General features: G+C 62.2%; 14 protein-coding genes (1 of these 14 only partly in view). 11 read left to right on the top strand and 3 right to left on the bottom strand.

Going from position 1 to position 14,627, the window contains the following annotated elements; all coding sequences use genetic code 11:
* Window position 1 precedes the first annotated feature (1 nt).
* From ACZ9A3_RS19870 to ACZ9A3_RS19860, 3 genes are read left to right on the top strand one after another with little or no spacing between them, the layout of a single operon-like run.
* Window positions 2-985: a FecCD family ABC transporter permease gene (locus ACZ9A3_RS19870; RefSeq protein ID WP_176794317.1), complete on the top strand. Its 984-nt coding sequence runs from the start codon at window positions 2-4 to the stop codon at window positions 983-985.
* A complete protein-coding gene (locus ACZ9A3_RS19865; RefSeq protein ID WP_093379355.1) occupies window positions 985-1,752 on the top strand; it encodes a heme ABC transporter ATP-binding protein in 768 nt (255 codons plus the stop codon). Before ACZ9A3_RS19870 ends, ACZ9A3_RS19865 begins: the two co-directional genes overlap by 1 nt.
* Before the next feature lie 11 nt (window positions 1,753-1,763).
* The gene (locus ACZ9A3_RS19860; protein ID WP_476253046.1) at window positions 1,764-2,660 is read left to right on the top strand and encodes a ChaN family lipoprotein; all 897 of its coding nucleotides are present in this window, start codon (window positions 1,764-1,766) and stop codon (window positions 2,658-2,660) included.
* Window positions 2,661-2,829: 169 nt separating this feature from the next.
* Here the strand turns inward: ACZ9A3_RS19860 and ACZ9A3_RS19855 are convergent, their stop codons facing one another.
* The 3 genes from ACZ9A3_RS19855 to ACZ9A3_RS19845 all read right to left on the bottom strand — a co-directional run bounded on the left by ACZ9A3_RS19855 (window position 2,830) and on the right by ACZ9A3_RS19845 (window position 5,292).
* Complete coding sequence (locus tag ACZ9A3_RS19855) at window positions 2,830-3,114, bottom strand: TfoX/Sxy family protein (protein ID WP_045199681.1); 285 nt, start codon at window positions 3,112-3,114, stop codon at window positions 2,830-2,832.
* A 166-nt stretch (window positions 3,115-3,280) separates the two neighbouring features.
* On the bottom strand, window positions 3,281-3,625 hold the full coding sequence (locus tag ACZ9A3_RS19850; RefSeq protein WP_045199678.1) for a pentapeptide repeat-containing protein: 345 nt from the start codon (window positions 3,623-3,625) through the stop codon (window positions 3,281-3,283).
* A 104-nt stretch (window positions 3,626-3,729) separates the two neighbouring features.
* Entirely contained in the window at window positions 3,730-5,292 is a 1,563-nt protein-coding gene (locus ACZ9A3_RS19845; RefSeq protein WP_045199676.1) for a bifunctional aminoglycoside phosphotransferase/ATP-binding protein, read from the bottom strand.
* Window positions 5,293-5,407: 115 nt separating this feature from the next.
* Between ACZ9A3_RS19845 and mrcB the strand changes: the two genes are divergently transcribed.
* The 8 genes from mrcB to msrP all read left to right on the top strand — a co-directional run.
* Complete coding sequence (mrcB, locus tag ACZ9A3_RS19840; protein ID WP_476253045.1) at window positions 5,408-7,729, top strand: penicillin-binding protein 1B; 2,322 nt, start codon at window positions 5,408-5,410, stop codon at window positions 7,727-7,729.
* Between the two features lie 24 nt (window positions 7,730-7,753).
* Entirely contained in the window at window positions 7,754-8,515 is a 762-nt protein-coding gene (locus tag ACZ9A3_RS19835; protein WP_123565188.1) for a tetratricopeptide repeat protein, read from the top strand.
* Window positions 8,515-8,844, top strand: a complete 330-nt coding sequence (locus ACZ9A3_RS19830; RefSeq protein ID WP_476253044.1) for a YqcC family protein — start codon at window positions 8,515-8,517, stop codon at window positions 8,842-8,844. Before ACZ9A3_RS19835 ends, ACZ9A3_RS19830 begins: the two co-directional genes overlap by 1 nt.
* Window positions 8,845-9,266: 422 nt before the next feature.
* On the top strand, window positions 9,267-10,991 hold the full coding sequence (locus ACZ9A3_RS19825; RefSeq protein WP_195885054.1) for an acetolactate synthase 3 large subunit: 1,725 nt from the start codon (window positions 9,267-9,269) through the stop codon (window positions 10,989-10,991).
* 2 nt (window positions 10,992-10,993) lie between these two features.
* Entirely contained in the window at window positions 10,994-11,485 is a 492-nt protein-coding gene (gene ilvN / locus ACZ9A3_RS19820) for an acetolactate synthase small subunit (RefSeq protein WP_010223016.1), read from the top strand.
* A gap of 50 nt (window positions 11,486-11,535) precedes the next feature.
* Window positions 11,536-12,552 carry a ketol-acid reductoisomerase gene (ilvC, locus tag ACZ9A3_RS19815; protein WP_045199667.1) on the top strand — a complete coding sequence of 339 codons (1,017 nt, stop codon included), beginning with the start codon at window positions 11,536-11,538 and terminating at the stop codon, window positions 12,550-12,552.
* Between the two features lie 146 nt (window positions 12,553-12,698).
* On the top strand, window positions 12,699-13,556 hold the full coding sequence (gene pssA, locus ACZ9A3_RS19810; protein WP_010223018.1) for a CDP-diacylglycerol--serine O-phosphatidyltransferase: 858 nt from the start codon (window positions 12,699-12,701) through the stop codon (window positions 13,554-13,556).
* Between the two features lie 63 nt (window positions 13,557-13,619).
* Window positions 13,620-14,627 carry the 5' portion of a protein-methionine-sulfoxide reductase catalytic subunit MsrP gene (msrP, locus tag ACZ9A3_RS19805; protein WP_195885053.1) on the top strand. Its footprint extends 6 nt past the window's final position, so only the first 1,008 of its 1,014 coding nucleotides appear in the window; its start codon is at window positions 13,620-13,622; its stop codon lies beyond the right edge, outside the window.

The following is a 14,627-nucleotide window of genomic DNA, read 5'->3' as shown; positions in this document are numbered from 1 at the left end:
CCTGTTGGCGATCTGGTTGTCGCTGGCGCTGGGGCCGGTCAGCCTGCCGTTGTTCGATACCCTGCGCGCCGGAGCCCGGTTGATCGGGCTGCCGGTGGCCGGCGACGGGCTGGAGCAGGCCGAGCTGATCCTCGGCCAGATCCGCTTGCCACGGACCCTGCTGGGGTTGGCCGTGGGTGCCGTGCTGGCGCTGTCCGGGGTGGCGATGCAGGGGCTGTTTCGCAACCCGCTGGCCGACCCCGGCCTGGTCGGGGTGTCTGCGGGTGCCGCGCTCGGTGCGGCAGTGGCGATTGTCGGCGGCTCGTGGATGGGCGGTATTCCCGAGGCCTTCGGCCCTTATCTGTTATCGCTGTGTGCATTTCTTGGTGGCCTGGGGGTGACGGCGCTGGTGTATCGCCTGGGCCGGCGCGATGGCCAGACCAATGTGGCGACCATGCTCCTTGCCGGCATCGCCTTGACCGCCCTGGCCGGCGCGGCGGTAGGGCTGTTCACTTACCTGGCCGATGACGCCACCTTGCGCACCCTGACGTTCTGGAACCTGGGCAGCCTCAATGGCGCCAGTTACCAGCGCCTGTGGCCGCTGGTGCTGGTGACCGTGGGGGTCTCGCTGTGGCTGCCACGCCGGGCCCAGGCCTTGAATGCCTTGTTGCTGGGCGAGTCCGAAGCCCGCCACCTGGGCATCGAGGTCGAGAAGCTCAAGCGCGAACTGGTGTTCTGCACGGCGCTGGGGGTGGGCGCGGCAGTGGCGGCGGCGGGGCTGATCGGCTTTATCGGCCTGGTGGTGCCGCACCTGGTGCGTTTGCTGGCCGGGCCGGACCACCGCGTATTGCTGCCGGCATCTTTGTTGGCCGGGGCCTCGCTGTTGCTGTTCGCCGACCTGATCGCGCGCTTGGCGCTGGCACCTGCGGAGCTGCCGATCGGTATCGTTACCGCGTTCATCGGTGCGCCGTTCTTCCTCTATCTGCTGTTGCGGGGGCGTGCCTGATGCTGCGTGTCGAAAACCTGTCGCTGCGCCGTGGCGAAAACCAGGTCCTCAGCGATATCAGCCTGGCCCTGCAGCCCGGCCAGGTACTGGGCGTGCTGGGCCCCAACGGTGCCGGTAAAAGCAGCCTGCTCGGGGTGATGTGCGGTGAGTTGAATCCCAGCCACGGACGGGTGAGCCTGGATGACCGCGGGCTGTGCGACTGGCCCGGGCAGCAGCGGGCCCAGCGCCTGGCGGTGCTGCCGCAGGTGTCCAGTCTGGGCTTTGCCTTCAAGGTCGAAGAAGTGGTCGGCATGGGTCGCTTGCCGCATAAAACCGGTCTTGAGCGCGACCAGCAGATCATCGACGCGGCCCTACAGGCGGCCGATGCCGGCCACCTGCTCGGGCGCAGCTATCTGGCGCTCTCTGGTGGCGAGCGTCAGCGCGTGCACCTGGCGCGGGTACTGGCGCAGCTGTGGCCAGGCGAAGACGGGCGCATCCTGCTGCTCGACGAGCCGACCTCGATGCTCGACCCGCTGCACCAGCACACCACCTTGCAAGCGGTGCGCGAATTCGCCGATCGCGGCGCCGCGGTGATGGTCATCCTTCATGACCTGAACCTGGCGGCACGCTACTGTGATCGTATCCTCTTGCTCGAACAGGGCCGCAGCCATGCCCTGGATACCCCGCAGCAGGTATTGCGCCCCGATTCGCTCAAGGCGGTGTTCGGCATCGATGTGCTGGTCCAGCCTCACCCCGAGCGGGGGCACCCGCTGATCATCGCCCGTTAGGAGTACCGCCCATGCGTTGTCCCCGCTTGCCCGCATTGTTGCTGTTGCTGGTCTGGGGGCTCGCCGGCTGCCAGTCCCGGGCCGAAGTACCGCCATTGCCCGCCTGGCAAAGCCCCGAAGGCCGCGAGCATGCCGAGCTTGGGCAGATTCGTGAGCTGAGCAGCGGGCGCCTGTTGACGCCCGCGCAACTGCTGGAGCGGCTGGCGCAGGCGCCGCGGCTGCTGGTAGGCGAGAAACACGACAACCCCGACCACCATGCCCTGCAGTTGTGGCTGCTGCGCGCCCTGCAGGGGCAACGGCCGCAGGGCAGCCTGCTGCTGGAGATGCTGCAGCCGGTGCAGCAAGCCAAGGTCGATGCGCTGAAGCAGCAGGCCTTGCCGGCCGATCTGCCGCTGGCGCTTGGCTGGCAGCAAGGCTGGGATTGGGCCCTGTACGGACCGATCGTCCGCGAGGCCCTGGGCCAGCCTAACCCGTTGCTGGCCGCCAACCTCGACACCGAGGAGGTGCGCAGCCTCTATCGCCAGCCGCCACCATTGAAAGGTGAGCGCTCGACCGCCGCCAAGGTCCGGGCCGTGCTGCTGGAGCAAGTCCGGGAGTCCCATTGCGGCCTGCTGCCCGAAAGCCAGTTGCCGGCGATGCTGGCGGTTCAGCAACAGCGCGACCGGCGTATGGCCGAGCGCCTGCTGGCCGCGCCACAGCCAGCGTTGCTGTTAGCCGGTGGCTATCACGTGCGCAAGGACATCGGCGTGCCCTTGCATTTGGCCGACCTGGGCGCCGAAGCCGGCACGCAGGTGTTGATGCTCGCCGAAGTGGGGCAGGGGGTTGATGCGCAGATGGCTGATTATGTCTGGTACACCCCGGCCTTACCGGAGCAGGACTACTGCGCGCAGATGCGTAAGGGCGAGTAAAAAGCCCAGGCAAAAAAAGACCCGGCAAAGTGCCGGGTCAATAACCGTGATTAGCCTGATGAGGAGATAATCTGAGAGTCCGAACCAGGGGCTTTCAGGTTACCCAACCAGTCTCGCGACCAGTTGTGATAATCATAACGATTCTCATTTCGTAGTCAAGCGTCGTGATTCAAAATTCCCGATTATTTTTCTGTACGGCAATTTTGCCGTCGAGTTGCTGGTTCAGGGCTTCCTTGCGTTCAGCCGGAATATCGTTCCAGTGCACATCAAGCAAGGCGCCTTCAATCGCGTACAGCAGCACCTTCGAGGCCCGGAAACCCCGGGTACGGACGGCCTTGTAGGCGTTGACCGCACCCAGCCGGCGTAGATCCGAAGCACTGTGGATGCCGACCGCATGCAGCCACTGCGCAGAAGTCTTGCCAAGGTTTTTCAGATGCTGGAGTTCATCGTTCATCAAGCCTCCTTGCGACGGCTGAACGGGTCTTGATTTAGTAATCGCGGCAGGTCAATGAGCAGTGTAGCGGCACTTGGGAAATACGCGGCGTTTTGCCATCCATGTGCCGACGGGTAGCCGAAAGCCCCCGCCAGGCCACGGCCGGCGGGGGTTTCGAAGGTTGCTGTCAGCGTGTGCGGTAGCGCAGGCGGGTGCCGAAGTTGACCGACATGAGAATCTCGTCGGCGCTCAGTTCGCTGGGAAAGTAGGTGCCGGAAATCTGCGCATGGGCCAGGCTTGCGCCTTCCAGGCCGTTGTGACGCAGGTCCAGGCCGCGCAGGTCGGAGGCGCGAAAGTAAGCATCGGTGAAGTCGATGCCGGTGGTGTCCAGCTCGCGCAGGTCGAGCCCGCGAAAATCGCCGCCACGAAAGTCGACGGTGCCATCCTTGGGTTTCTCGCGATTGAAACTGGCGATCTGTTCGTCATGCACCAGCGCATACAGCGCGCTGTCCAGTTGCCGTGGCTGATTCATGAGGCGCCTCCTTGTTTGCACTTGTGGTGACACTATAGTGCCATCATCAAGGGGGCGCCCGGAATCAGGCGTGAACTGTCGACTGCTTCACGTCCTGGGTGGTATCAGAGCCCGGGCAGGCGCTGGCGGATCTGCTTGACCAACAGGTCGAGGCTGCCACTTTCGTTGGTTTCCACGCGCTTGCTTTGCAGCAGCTCTTCGGCGCTGAGCGGATCACGGCTGGCCTGTTGCGCCTTGACCACGTCCAGGGTGGCATCCGACGGATCGTTCTGATCGGCCTGACGCTGGGCCAGCCAGCTAGCGATCACCGCATCCGGGGCGTTGCAGTCGAGGATCAGGAACGGCACGCCGGTTTCGCTGGCAACGCCGGCGGCGGCCTGGCGCTGCTCGTGCTTGAGGTAGGTGGCGTCGATAACTACCGGGAAGCCAGCACGCAGGATGGTTTCGGCCAGCTGGTGCAGACGCTGGTAGGTGGCCTGGCTGGCGTCTTCGCTATAGATGCCGGCTTGCAACTGACCGGCATTGGCGCTGGCTTGCTCACCGAACATGCGCTTGCGCTCGACGTCCGAACGCAGGCGAATGGCGCCCAGGGCGTCGACCAGGCGCATGGCCACGTGGCTCTTGCCGACTGCAGACACACCATGGGTGATGGCCAGAAAGCGCGAAGGGATGGCGCTGTAGCTTTCCGCCAGGTTGGCATAGTTGCGGTAGGTGCGCAGGGTAGTGGCGCGCTGCACCGCATCGGCGTTGGCCGGCATGCTGAACAGGGCGACCTTGGCCCGCACCAGGGCACGGTAGGCCTTGTAGAAGTTCAGCAGTTCCAGGCCGGCGTAGTCACCGGTGAGTTCCAGGTACTGGCTGACGAAGCGGCGCGACAGCGATTTCAGCCCGCGGTCTTCGAGGTCCATGGCCAGGAACGCGGCATCGGCGTAGACGTCGGTCAGGCGGAACGGCTCGTTGAATTCAATGCAGTCGAAAATCACCACCTTGCCATCGATCAGGGTGGCGTTGCCCAGATGGATGTCACCGTGGCATTCGCGAATGAAACCTTCGGCCTTGCGCTGCTCGAGCAGGCCATGCAGGCGCTTGAAGCTGTCCTGGGCCCAGGCTTGCAGGGCATCGAGCTGCTGCAGGTCGGCCTTGTCGGAAAGGAACGGGCGAATCTGCTCGAAGTTCTGCTCGACCGGGGCCATGACGCTGTCCGGCGTGCCCAGCGGATGCTCGACGGCAACTTTTGGCGCAGCCAGGTGGAAGCGGGCGATCTGCTCGGCCATCTGATCGATGTGCGCGGCGGTCAGTTCGCTGTTGGCCTGCAGGGTGCTGAGCATCTGGCTCTGGGGGAACTGGCGCATTTTCAGCGCGTATTCGATCGGCTCGCCTTCGCCGCCCAGTTGGGGCGCTTCGGCGCTGCCGGTGATCGGCAGTACTTCCAGGTACAGGTCGTCGGTCAGGCGCTGGTTCAGGCGCAGCTCTTCGGCGCAGAAGTGGGCACGCTGGGACAGCTCGGTAAAATCGAGGAAACCGAAGTTCATCGGCTTCTTGATCTTGTAGGCATAGTCACCGGTGAGCAGCACCCAGGAGATATGCGTCTCGATGACCTGAAATGCCTTCACCGGGTGAGGGAACAGGGCGGGATTCTGCAGGGCTGTGATCAAGGCTTGGCTCACGGGCGATCCTTCTGGGTCGGAGATTCGAATCGGCCATTATGGCCGCAAGCGGGGCTGGTGCAAACCGCCGGAGGGCGCCTGTCGATGATTGATAAAGTGCGTATAATCCGCCGCCATGACTCGATCCCGATCCCCCCGTACCGCTAAAAAACGCCCGTCTGGCCGCTCGCGTGCCTGGCTGGGCTGGGCCTTCAAGCTCAGCTTGGTCGGCCTTGTGCTGGTGGCGGGCTATGCCATTTACCTCGATGCCGTGGTCCAGGAGAAATTCTCCGGCAAGCGCTGGACCATCCCGGCCAAGGTGTATGCCCGGCCGCTGGAGCTGTTCGTCGGCCAGAAGCTGAGCAAGGCCGACTTCCTCATCGAGCTCGATGCCCTCGGCTATCGCCGTGAAAGCGTCGCCAATGGCCCGGGTGCGGCGGCGGTCAACGGCAATACCGTCGATCTCAATACCCGTGGCTTTCAGTTCTATGAAGGCATGGAAAGCGCACAAGCGGTGCGCGTGCGCTTCTCTGGCGACTATGTTGCCGGGCTCAGTGGCGCCAACGGCTCGAAACTCGACGTGGTGCGCCTTGAGCCGCTGCTGATCGGCGGCCTGTACCCGAAAAACCTCGAAGACCGGATCCTGATCAAGATCGACCAGGTGCCGCCGTACCTGCTGGAAACCCTGGTGGCCGTGGAAGATCGCGACTTCTATCACCACTTCGGCGTGTCGCCCAAGTCGATTGCCCGGGCAGTGTGGGTCAACACCTCGTCCGGCGCCATGCGCCAGGGCGGCAGTACCCTGACCCAGCAGTTGGTGAAGAACTTCTACCTGACCAACGAACGCAGCCTCAGCCGCAAGCTCAATGAAGCGATGATGGCCCTGTTGCTTGAGCTGCATTACGACAAGCGCGAAATCCTCGAGGCCTACCTCAACGAAGTGTTCGTCGGCCAGGACGGCCAGCGTGCGGTGCACGGCTTCGGCCTTGCCAGCCAGTTCTTCTTCAGCCAGCCGCTGTCGGAGCTCAAGCTGCACCAGATCGCCTTGCTGGTCGGCATGGTCAAGGGCCCTTCCTATTACAACCCGCGGCGCTACCCGGAGCGGGCGACGGTGCGGCGTAACCTGGTGCTCGACCTGCTGGCCGAACAGGGCGTGGCCACCCCGGAAGCGGTGGAAGCAGCGAAGAAAATGCCACTGGGTGTGACCAAGCGCGGCAGCCTGGCCGACAGCTCCTACCCGGGCTTCCTCGACCTGGTCAAACGCCAGCTGCGCCAGGACTATCGTGACGAAGACTTGACCGAAGAAGGCCTGCGCATCTTCACCAGCTTCGATCCGATCCTGCAGATGAAATCCGAAGCGGCCATGGCCGAGACCTTCAAGCGTCTGGCCGGGCGCAAGGGCGCCGATGAAGTCGAAGCGGCGATGGTTGTAACCAACCCGGAGACCGGCGAAGTCCAGGCCCTGATCGGTAGCCGCCAGGCAGGTTTTGCTGGTTTCAACCGCGCGATCGACGCGGTACGGCCGATCGGCTCGCTGGTCAAGCCGGCGGTGTACCTGACCGCCCTGGAAAAACCGAGCAAATACACCCTGACCACGTGGGTGCAGGACGAGCCGTTCTCGGTCAAAGGCGCCGATGGCCAGGTATGGAAGCCGCAGAACTACGACCGTCGTTCCCACGGCACCATTTATCTGTATCAGGGCCTGGCCAACTCCTACAACCTGTCGACCGCCAAGCTCGGCCTGGAACTGGGCGTGCCGAACGTACTGAAAACCATCGGCCGGCTGGGCGTCAACGTCGACTGGCCGGCGTTCCCGTCGATGATGCTCGGCGCCGGCGGCATGTCGCCGATGCAAGTCGCAACCATGTACCAGACCCTGGCCAATGGCGGCTTCAACACGCCGATGCGCGGTATTCGCAGCGTGCTGACTGCCGAAGGCGAGCCGCTCAAGCGCTATCCGTTCCAGATCCAGCAAACCTTCGATCCGGGCGCCATTTATCTGGTGCAGAACGCCATGCAGCGGGTCATGCGCGAAGGTACCGGGCGTTCGGTCTACAGTGTGCTGCCAAGCTCGTTGAACCTGGCGGGCAAGACCGGTACCAGTAACGATTCCCGTGACAGCTGGTTCGCAGGCTTCAGCCAGGATTTGCTGGCAGTGGTGTGGCTGGGGCGTGACGACAACGGTAAAACGCCATTTACCGGAGCCACCGGTGCGCTGCAGGTCTGGACCAGTTTCATGCGCAAGGCCGACCCGCTGCCACTGGACATGCCGCTGCCCGACAACGTGGTGCAGGCCTGGATCGATCCGCATAGCGGCCAGGGCTCGGACGCCAGTTGCCCGGGCGCCGTGCAGATGCCGTATATTCGCGGAAGTGAACCGCCGGCCGGGGCCGCCTGTGGCGGTGAGCCGGATCCTGCCGAGTCCGTCATGGACTGGGTCAAGGGTTGGATGAATTAAGCATTAGCCTAGAGAGGGTGTGCAGTGAACAAGTGGTGGTTTCCAGCCTTGACGGCGCTGGCTTTGCTCAATGGCTGCGCCAGCAATCCGCGCGGCTCCATTCCCGTGGTCGACTCCAGTACCCGGGTCTCCAACAGCGAGCGGGTTACGGCCAACCGTGGCGCGCCGGCGCAGGTCAATAACGGTACGCGCCAGGCGCAAGCCGTGCCGCAGGACTCCGGGGTGATGGTCATGGTCCCGCAGGGTTCCGGCGCCGCGCCGATCCAGACCTTCCCGGCGGCCACCGGCGCCGCGCCGATCAGCACCGGCCCCATTACTCCGGGCCCGAGCAGTACGACGCCGTTCGACAGTAGCTCGACCAACGCCGGCAGCTACACCATGCCGAGCACCAGCGCGCCGAGTGCGCCGAGCGGCATTCCGCGCTCCAGCGCTGCCAGCGGTGGCCTGTCGGCTGACGAACAGCTCGACGGCCCGGTGCTGGCGCTGCTGACCACCGCCCAGCAACAGCAGAGCGGCGGCGACTACAACGGCGCTTCGTCGAGCCTGGAGCGTGCCCAGCGCATTGCCCCACGTGAGCCGCAGGTGCTTTACCGTCTGGCCCAGGTACGCCTGGCCCAGGGCGATGCTGCGCAGTCCGAGCAACTGGCGCGCCGCGCGCTGACCTACGCCAACGGTCGCCCCGACCTGCAGGCCGGGCTGTGGAACATCATTGCCCAGTCGCGCGAGAAGCAGGGTGACTCGGCCGGTGCAGCGCTGGCCCGGCAGAAAGCCCAGGTCAACCTGTAATGGATCAACGCATCCTCGATATCGCCGATCACCTGCTGTTGATCGAGCGCGAGCTGCACGTCCAGGGCTGGTGGAGCGAGCAGCCGCCAAGCCCCGAGGCGCTGGCAAGCACAGTGCCCTTTGCGGTCGACAGCATGAACTTCGATCAGTGGCTGCAGTGGATTTTCCTGCCAAGAATGAAAGTGATTCTCGAGAACGGACTGGCGCTGCCAAATGCCTCCGGGATCCTGGTCATGGCTGAAACGGTATACGTCGACCGCCCGGAGCAAAGCCGCGAGCTACGCAGGCTGCTAGCAGAGTTTGACCGTTTGATCAGTCCTTCTGCCTGAATTTCCCTCTTTTCACCCTTGGAGCCACAGATTGTGGCTCTTTTTGTTTGTATTGTTAGTATTTCTGCTGCTGTCACTGGTATTAGTGGTGGCTGTAGATAGTCCTTGGGCGAAATTGGCAATAATTTTTCTTGACTTGCGCGCGCCGAAAAAGAAGAATCCAGATTCCGCTGTAGAGGGACTGCCAGAAGCAGACCCGCTAAGCAGATCATGAGGCGCACACCCGCGCCGACCTGTTACACCCCGCAACGCGTTACCTCGCGCTGGGTGGGAAAACCCCGCAACACTTTGGGGCGCTCCCAATACTTGCTCAGTCAGTGCTGACGTAGTCGGCGATTTCGTCGCTCATGCTCTGCTTGGCAGTAAACCTATTAAGACCCGTCCACCGTGGACGGTATTCTGGCGTTTTAGAGGTGAACAACGTGGAGCTTTTATCTGGCGCTGAGATGGTCGTCCGCTTTTTGCGTGACGAAGGCGTTAAGCACATCTACGGGTACCCTGGTGGTGCTCTCCTTCATGTTTACGATGCCCTGTTCAAAGAACCGGAAGTAAGCCACATCCTGGTTCGTCACGAGCAGGCCGCAACCCATATGGCGGACGGTTACGCCCGTGCCACCGGCAAGGCCGGCGTGGTACTGGTGACCTCGGGCCCTGGCGCGACCAATGCCATCACCGGTATTGCCACCGCGTACATGGACTCCATTCCGATGGTCATCCTCTCCGGTCAGGTGCCAAGCACCATGGTCGGTACCGATGCCTTCCAGGAAACCGACATGATCGGTATTTCCCGGCCGATCGTGAAGCACAGCTTCATGATCAAACACGCTTCGGAAATTCCTGAAATCCTGAAAAAAGCTTTCTATCTGGCGCAATCCGGTCGCCCGGGCCCGGTCGTGGTCGATATCCCCAAAGACATGACCAACCCTGCGGAAAAGTTCGAATACGTCTACCCCAAAAAGGTCAAGATGCGTTCCTACAGCCCGGCTGTTCGTGGCCACTCGGGGCAGATCCGCAAGGCTGCCGAGATGTTGCTGGCTGCCAAGCGTCCAGTGGTCTATGCCGGTGGCGGCGTGATCCTCGGCGGCGGCTCTGCAGCCCTGACCGAAGTTGCGCAGATGCTCAACCTGCCGGTCACCAATACCTTGATGGGCCTGGGCGGCTATCCGGGTACCGATCGCCAGTTCCTCGGCATGCTCGGCATGCACGGCAGCTACACCGCCAACCTGGCCATGCACCACGCTGACGTGATTTTCGCTGTCGGTGCGCGCTTTGACGACCGCGTGGTCAACGGCCCGGCCAAGTTCTGCCCGAACGCCAAGGTTATCCACATCGACATCGACCCGGCGTCGATCTCCAAGACCATCAAGGCCGACGTGCCGATTGTTGGCCCGGTCGAGAGCGTGCTGAGCGAAATGGTCGCGACCTTGCGCGAAATCGGCGAGCAGCCAGACAAAGCCGCCATGGACGCCTGGTGGAAGCAGATCGAAGAATGGCGTGGCGATCGCGACATGTTCCCTTACGACAAGGGCGACGGCAGCGTGATCAAGCCGCAGACCGTGATCGAGACCCTCTGCGAAGTGACCAAGGGCGATGCCTTTGTTACCTCCGACGTGGGTCAGCACCAGATGTTCGCGGCGCAGTACTACCGCTTCAACAAACCCAATCGCTGGATCAACTCCGGCGGCCTGGGCACCATGGGCTTCGGTTTCCCGGCGGCCATGGGCGTGAAGTTGAACTTCCCGGACCAGGACGTTGCCTGCGTTACCGGCGAGGGCAGCATCCAGATGAACATCCAGGAGCTGTCGACCTGCCTGCAGTACGACCTGCCGGTGAAGATCGTCAACCTGAACAACGGCGTCTTGGGCATGGTCCGCCAATGGCAGGACATGGCCTACAACAGCCGTCACTCGCACTCCTACATGGAATCGCTGCCTGACTTCGTCAAGCTGGCCGAGGCCTATGGTCACGTGGGTATCCGCATCACCAGCCTGAAAGACCTCAAGCCCAAGCTCGAGGAAGCGTTCGCCATGAAAGACCGCCTGGTGTTCATCGATATCCAGGTCGACAACAGCGAGCACGTCTACCCGATGCAGATCAAAGACGGCTCCATGCGCGACATGTGGCTGAGCAAGACGGAGCGTACCTAATCATGCGGCACATTATTTCCCTGCTGTTGGAAAACGAACCCGGTGCCTTGTCTCGCGTGGTCGGTCTGTTCTCGCAGCGTAACTACAACATCGAAAGCCTGACGGTGGCGCCAACCGAAGACCCGACCCTGTCGCGTCTGACGTTGACCACGGTCGGTCATGATGAGGTGATCGAGCAGATCACCAAAAACCTGAACAAGCTGGTTGAAGTCGTCAAGCTGGTCGACCTCTCGGAAAGCGCGCACATCGAACGTGAACTGATGCTGGTCAAGATCAAGGCCACGGGCGCCCAGCGCGCGGAGATCAAACGCACCACCGATATCTATCGTGGGCAGATCGTCGACGTCAGCAGCAGCGTCTATACCGTTCAGCTGACTGGCGCCAGCGACAAGCTTGACAGCTTCATTCAGGCCATCGGTACCGCGTCCATTCTCGAAACAGTGCGCAGCGGCGTTACCGGCATTGCCCGTGGCGACAAAGTGCTCAGCATCTAACTCAAAAAATTAGCGATGGCCCTATGGGCCGAGATAACAGGGGTATTTTCATGAAAGTTTATTACGACAAAGACTGTGACCTTTCCATCATCCAGGGCAAGAAAGTTGCCATCATCGGTTACGGCTCCCAGGGCCACGCTCAGGCGTGCAACCTGAAAGACTCCGGTGTGGACGTCACTGTCGGTCTGCGTAAAGGTTCGAACACCGTTGCCAAAGCCGAAGCTCACGGCCTGAAAGTTGCCGATGTAGCGACCGCTGTTGCCGGTGCCGACCTGGTCATGATCCTGACCCCGGACGAGTTCCAGTCCCAGCTGTACAAGAACGAAGTCGAGCCGAACATCAAGAAAGGCGCCACCCTGGCCTTCTCCCACGGTTTCGCCATCCACTACAACCAGGTCGTTCCACGCGCTGACCTGGACGTGATCATGATCGCGCCAAAAGCGCCAGGTCACACCGTACGTTCCGAGTTTGTCAAAGGCGGCGGCATCCCTGACCTGATCGCGATCTACCAGGACGCTTCCGGCAATGCCAAAAACGTTGCCCTGTCGTACGCCGCGGGCGTCGGTGGCGGCCGTACCGGCATCATCGAAACCACCTTCAAGGACGAGACTGAAACCGACCTGTTCGGTGAACAAGCCGTTCTCTGCGGCGGTACCGTCGAGCTGGTCAAAGCCGGTTTCGAAACCCTGGTTGAAGCGGGCTACGCGCCAGAAATGGCCTACTTCGAGTGCCTGCACGAACTGAAGCTGATCGTTGACCTCATGTACGAAGGCGGTATCGCCAACATGAACTACTCGATCTCCAACAACGCCGAGTACGGCGAGTACGTGACCGGCCCAGAAGTCATCAACGCCGAATCCCGCCAGGCCATGCGCAACGCTCTGAAGCGCATCCAGGACGGCGAATACGCCAAGATGTTCATCAGCGAAGGCGCCACCGGCTACCCTTCGATGACCGCCAAGCGTCGTAACAACGCTGCCCACGGCATCGAAGTCATCGGCGAGCAACTGCGCTCGATGATGCCTTGGATCGCAGCGAACAAAATCGTCGACAAGGCCAAGAACTGATCTTGTCCTGATGCGATGAAAACGCGGCTTCGGCCGCGTTTTTTCGTTTAGGCGGTCAGCTTCTGGTATAAAGCTTCATCGTTTGTCGGCGAACCCTCGTCGCAGACGTCTGTCGAAACTTTCCACACCGTTGCAAGGTAATGTCCATGAGCGAACGTCCCGAAGAGCCGAACAAGGCCTCTGACGCCGAAAGCCTGCTACCGATCGATGAGCATGTTGAAGAAGGGCATGACGCCGAAGGACGCAAGGTTCGGCATCGCGGCATCTATCTGCTGCCCAACCTGTTCACCACTGCGAACCTGTTCGCCGGTTTCTATTCGATCATCAACTCCATGAGTGCCCAGGCGGCCCTCAGTGCGGGTGATCCACGCGAGGCGAGCAAGTATTTCGCCTTCGCCGCCATCGCCATTTTTGTCGCCATGGTCCTTGATGGCCTGGACGGCCGCGTGGCACGCATGACCAACACCCAGAGCGCCTTCGGTGCCGAGTACGACTCGCTGTCGGACATGGTTGCCTTCGGTGTCGCCCCGGCATTGCTGGCCTTCGGCTGGGCCTTGGGTGACATGGGCAAGGTCGGCTGGATGGTTGCCTTCATCTATGTCGCTGGCGCCGCGCTGCGTCTGGCGCGCTTCAACACCCAGGTCGGCAAGGCCGACAAGCGTTACTTCATCGGCCTGGCCAGCCCGGCGGCAGCCGGCGTGGTGGCTGGTACCGTCTGGGCTTTCAGCGACTACGGCATCCAGGGCTCGAAGCTGTCGTTCCTGGTGGCGCTGCTGGTGGCGGCGGCCGGTATGCTGATGGTCAGCAACATCAAGTACAACAGCTTCAAGGAGCTGGACCTCAAGGGGCGCGTGCCGTTCGTAGCGATCCTCGCCGTGGTGCTGGTGTTCGCGGTAGTCTTCAGTGACCCGCCGCGCATCCTGCTGCTGGTGTTCCTCGGCTATGCGGCCTCCGGTCCTGTGCAATACCTGTTGCGCATGCGTCGGCGGAAAAACATCGAGTGATGTAATTTCGCTAGGGCTCCGTAGTCTACTGGTGCATCAGTCCTCCAGTTCTACGGAGCCATCATGCTCATCAAGCTGCCCAAAGCCTCCGATTGCAAAGAATCGGACGTCACCCCCGAATCTCTCTATGTCTCTCGCCGCGCCATGCTTGGTGGGTCGCTGGCTGCCCTGGCGGCAACCGCGCTGCCACGCTGGGCCAGTGCTGCCGATCCATCGCGCTATGCCGATGTCGAGGCGGGCAGGGCGCCAGGCTGGTTCAACGACAAGCTCGCCGCTACCCAGTGGCAAGCCGTAACCGCGCCGGGGGAGGCGACCACGCCATTCAAGGACGCCACCCACTACAACAATTTCTATGAGTTCGGTACCGACAAGGGTGATCCGGCGGCCAATGCCGGCAGCCTGAAAACCGAACCCTGGACCGTGGTGGTGGATGGCGAGGTCGGCAAGCCCGGGCGTTATGCCCTCGAAGACTTCATGAAGCCCTACCAGCTGGAGGAGCGCATCTATCGTCTGCGCTGCGTGGAGGCCTGGTCGATGGTCATCCCCTGGTTGGGCTTTCCGATTTCGGCACTGCTCAAGCAGGTCGAGCCAACCTCCAAGGCCCGCTACATTCGCTTCGAAACGTTGCAGGACCCGAAGACCATGCCTGGTCAGCGCTCAAGCTTTGCCCTGATCGACTGGCCTTATATAGAAGGCTTGCGCCTGGATGAGGCGATGAACCCGCTGGCCATTCTCGCCGTCGGCATGTACGGGCGCGAACTGCCCAACCAGAACGGCGCGCCGTTGCGTTTGGTGGTGCCATGGAAGTATGGGTTCAAGAGCATCAAGTCGATCGTGCGCATCAGCCTGGTCGAAGAACAGCCGCGTACCACCTGGCAGGCGATTGCCCCGGATGAATATGGCTTCTATGCCAACGTCAACCCCGAGGTCGATCACCCGCGCTGGACCCAGGCACGTGAGCGGCGCCTGCCCAGCGGCCTGTTCAGCCCCAATGTGCGGCCCACGCAGATGTTCAATGGCTATGCCGAAGAAGTGGCAGGGCTTTACAGCGGCCTCGACCTGCGGAAGAAC

The organism is Pseudomonas sp. TE4620, assembly GCF_056279045.1.
Note: the sequence above shows the minus strand (reverse complement) of the source record. Positions and strands in the feature narration are given on the sequence as shown.

What these genes read in the sequence shown, in the direction of transcription:
- ilvC (WP_045199667.1), top strand. Translation starts at nt 11,536, where the DNA reads ATGAAAGTTTATTACGACAAAGACTGTGACCTTTCCATCATCCAGGGC.
- ilvN (WP_010223016.1), top strand. Translation starts at nt 10,994, where the DNA reads ATGCGGCACATTATTTCCCTGCTGTTGGAAAACGAACCCGGTGCCTTG.
- pssA (WP_010223018.1), top strand. Translation starts at nt 12,699, where the DNA reads ATGAGCGAACGTCCCGAAGAGCCGAACAAGGCCTCTGACGCCGAAAGC.
- ACZ9A3_RS19855 (WP_045199681.1), bottom strand. Translation starts at nt 3,114, where the DNA reads ATGAACGATGAACTCCAGCATCTGAAAAACCTTGGCAAGACTTCTGCG.
- mrcB (WP_476253045.1), top strand. Translation starts at nt 5,408, where the DNA reads ATGACTCGATCCCGATCCCCCCGTACCGCTAAAAAACGCCCGTCTGGC.
- ACZ9A3_RS19865 (WP_093379355.1), top strand. Translation starts at nt 985, where the DNA reads ATGCTGCGTGTCGAAAACCTGTCGCTGCGCCGTGGCGAAAACCAGGTC.
- ACZ9A3_RS19860 (WP_476253046.1), top strand. Translation starts at nt 1,764, where the DNA reads ATGCGTTGTCCCCGCTTGCCCGCATTGTTGCTGTTGCTGGTCTGGGGG.
- ACZ9A3_RS19830 (WP_476253044.1), top strand. Translation starts at nt 8,515, where the DNA reads ATGGATCAACGCATCCTCGATATCGCCGATCACCTGCTGTTGATCGAG.
- ACZ9A3_RS19850 (WP_045199678.1), bottom strand. Translation starts at nt 3,625, where the DNA reads ATGAATCAGCCACGGCAACTGGACAGCGCGCTGTATGCGCTGGTGCAT.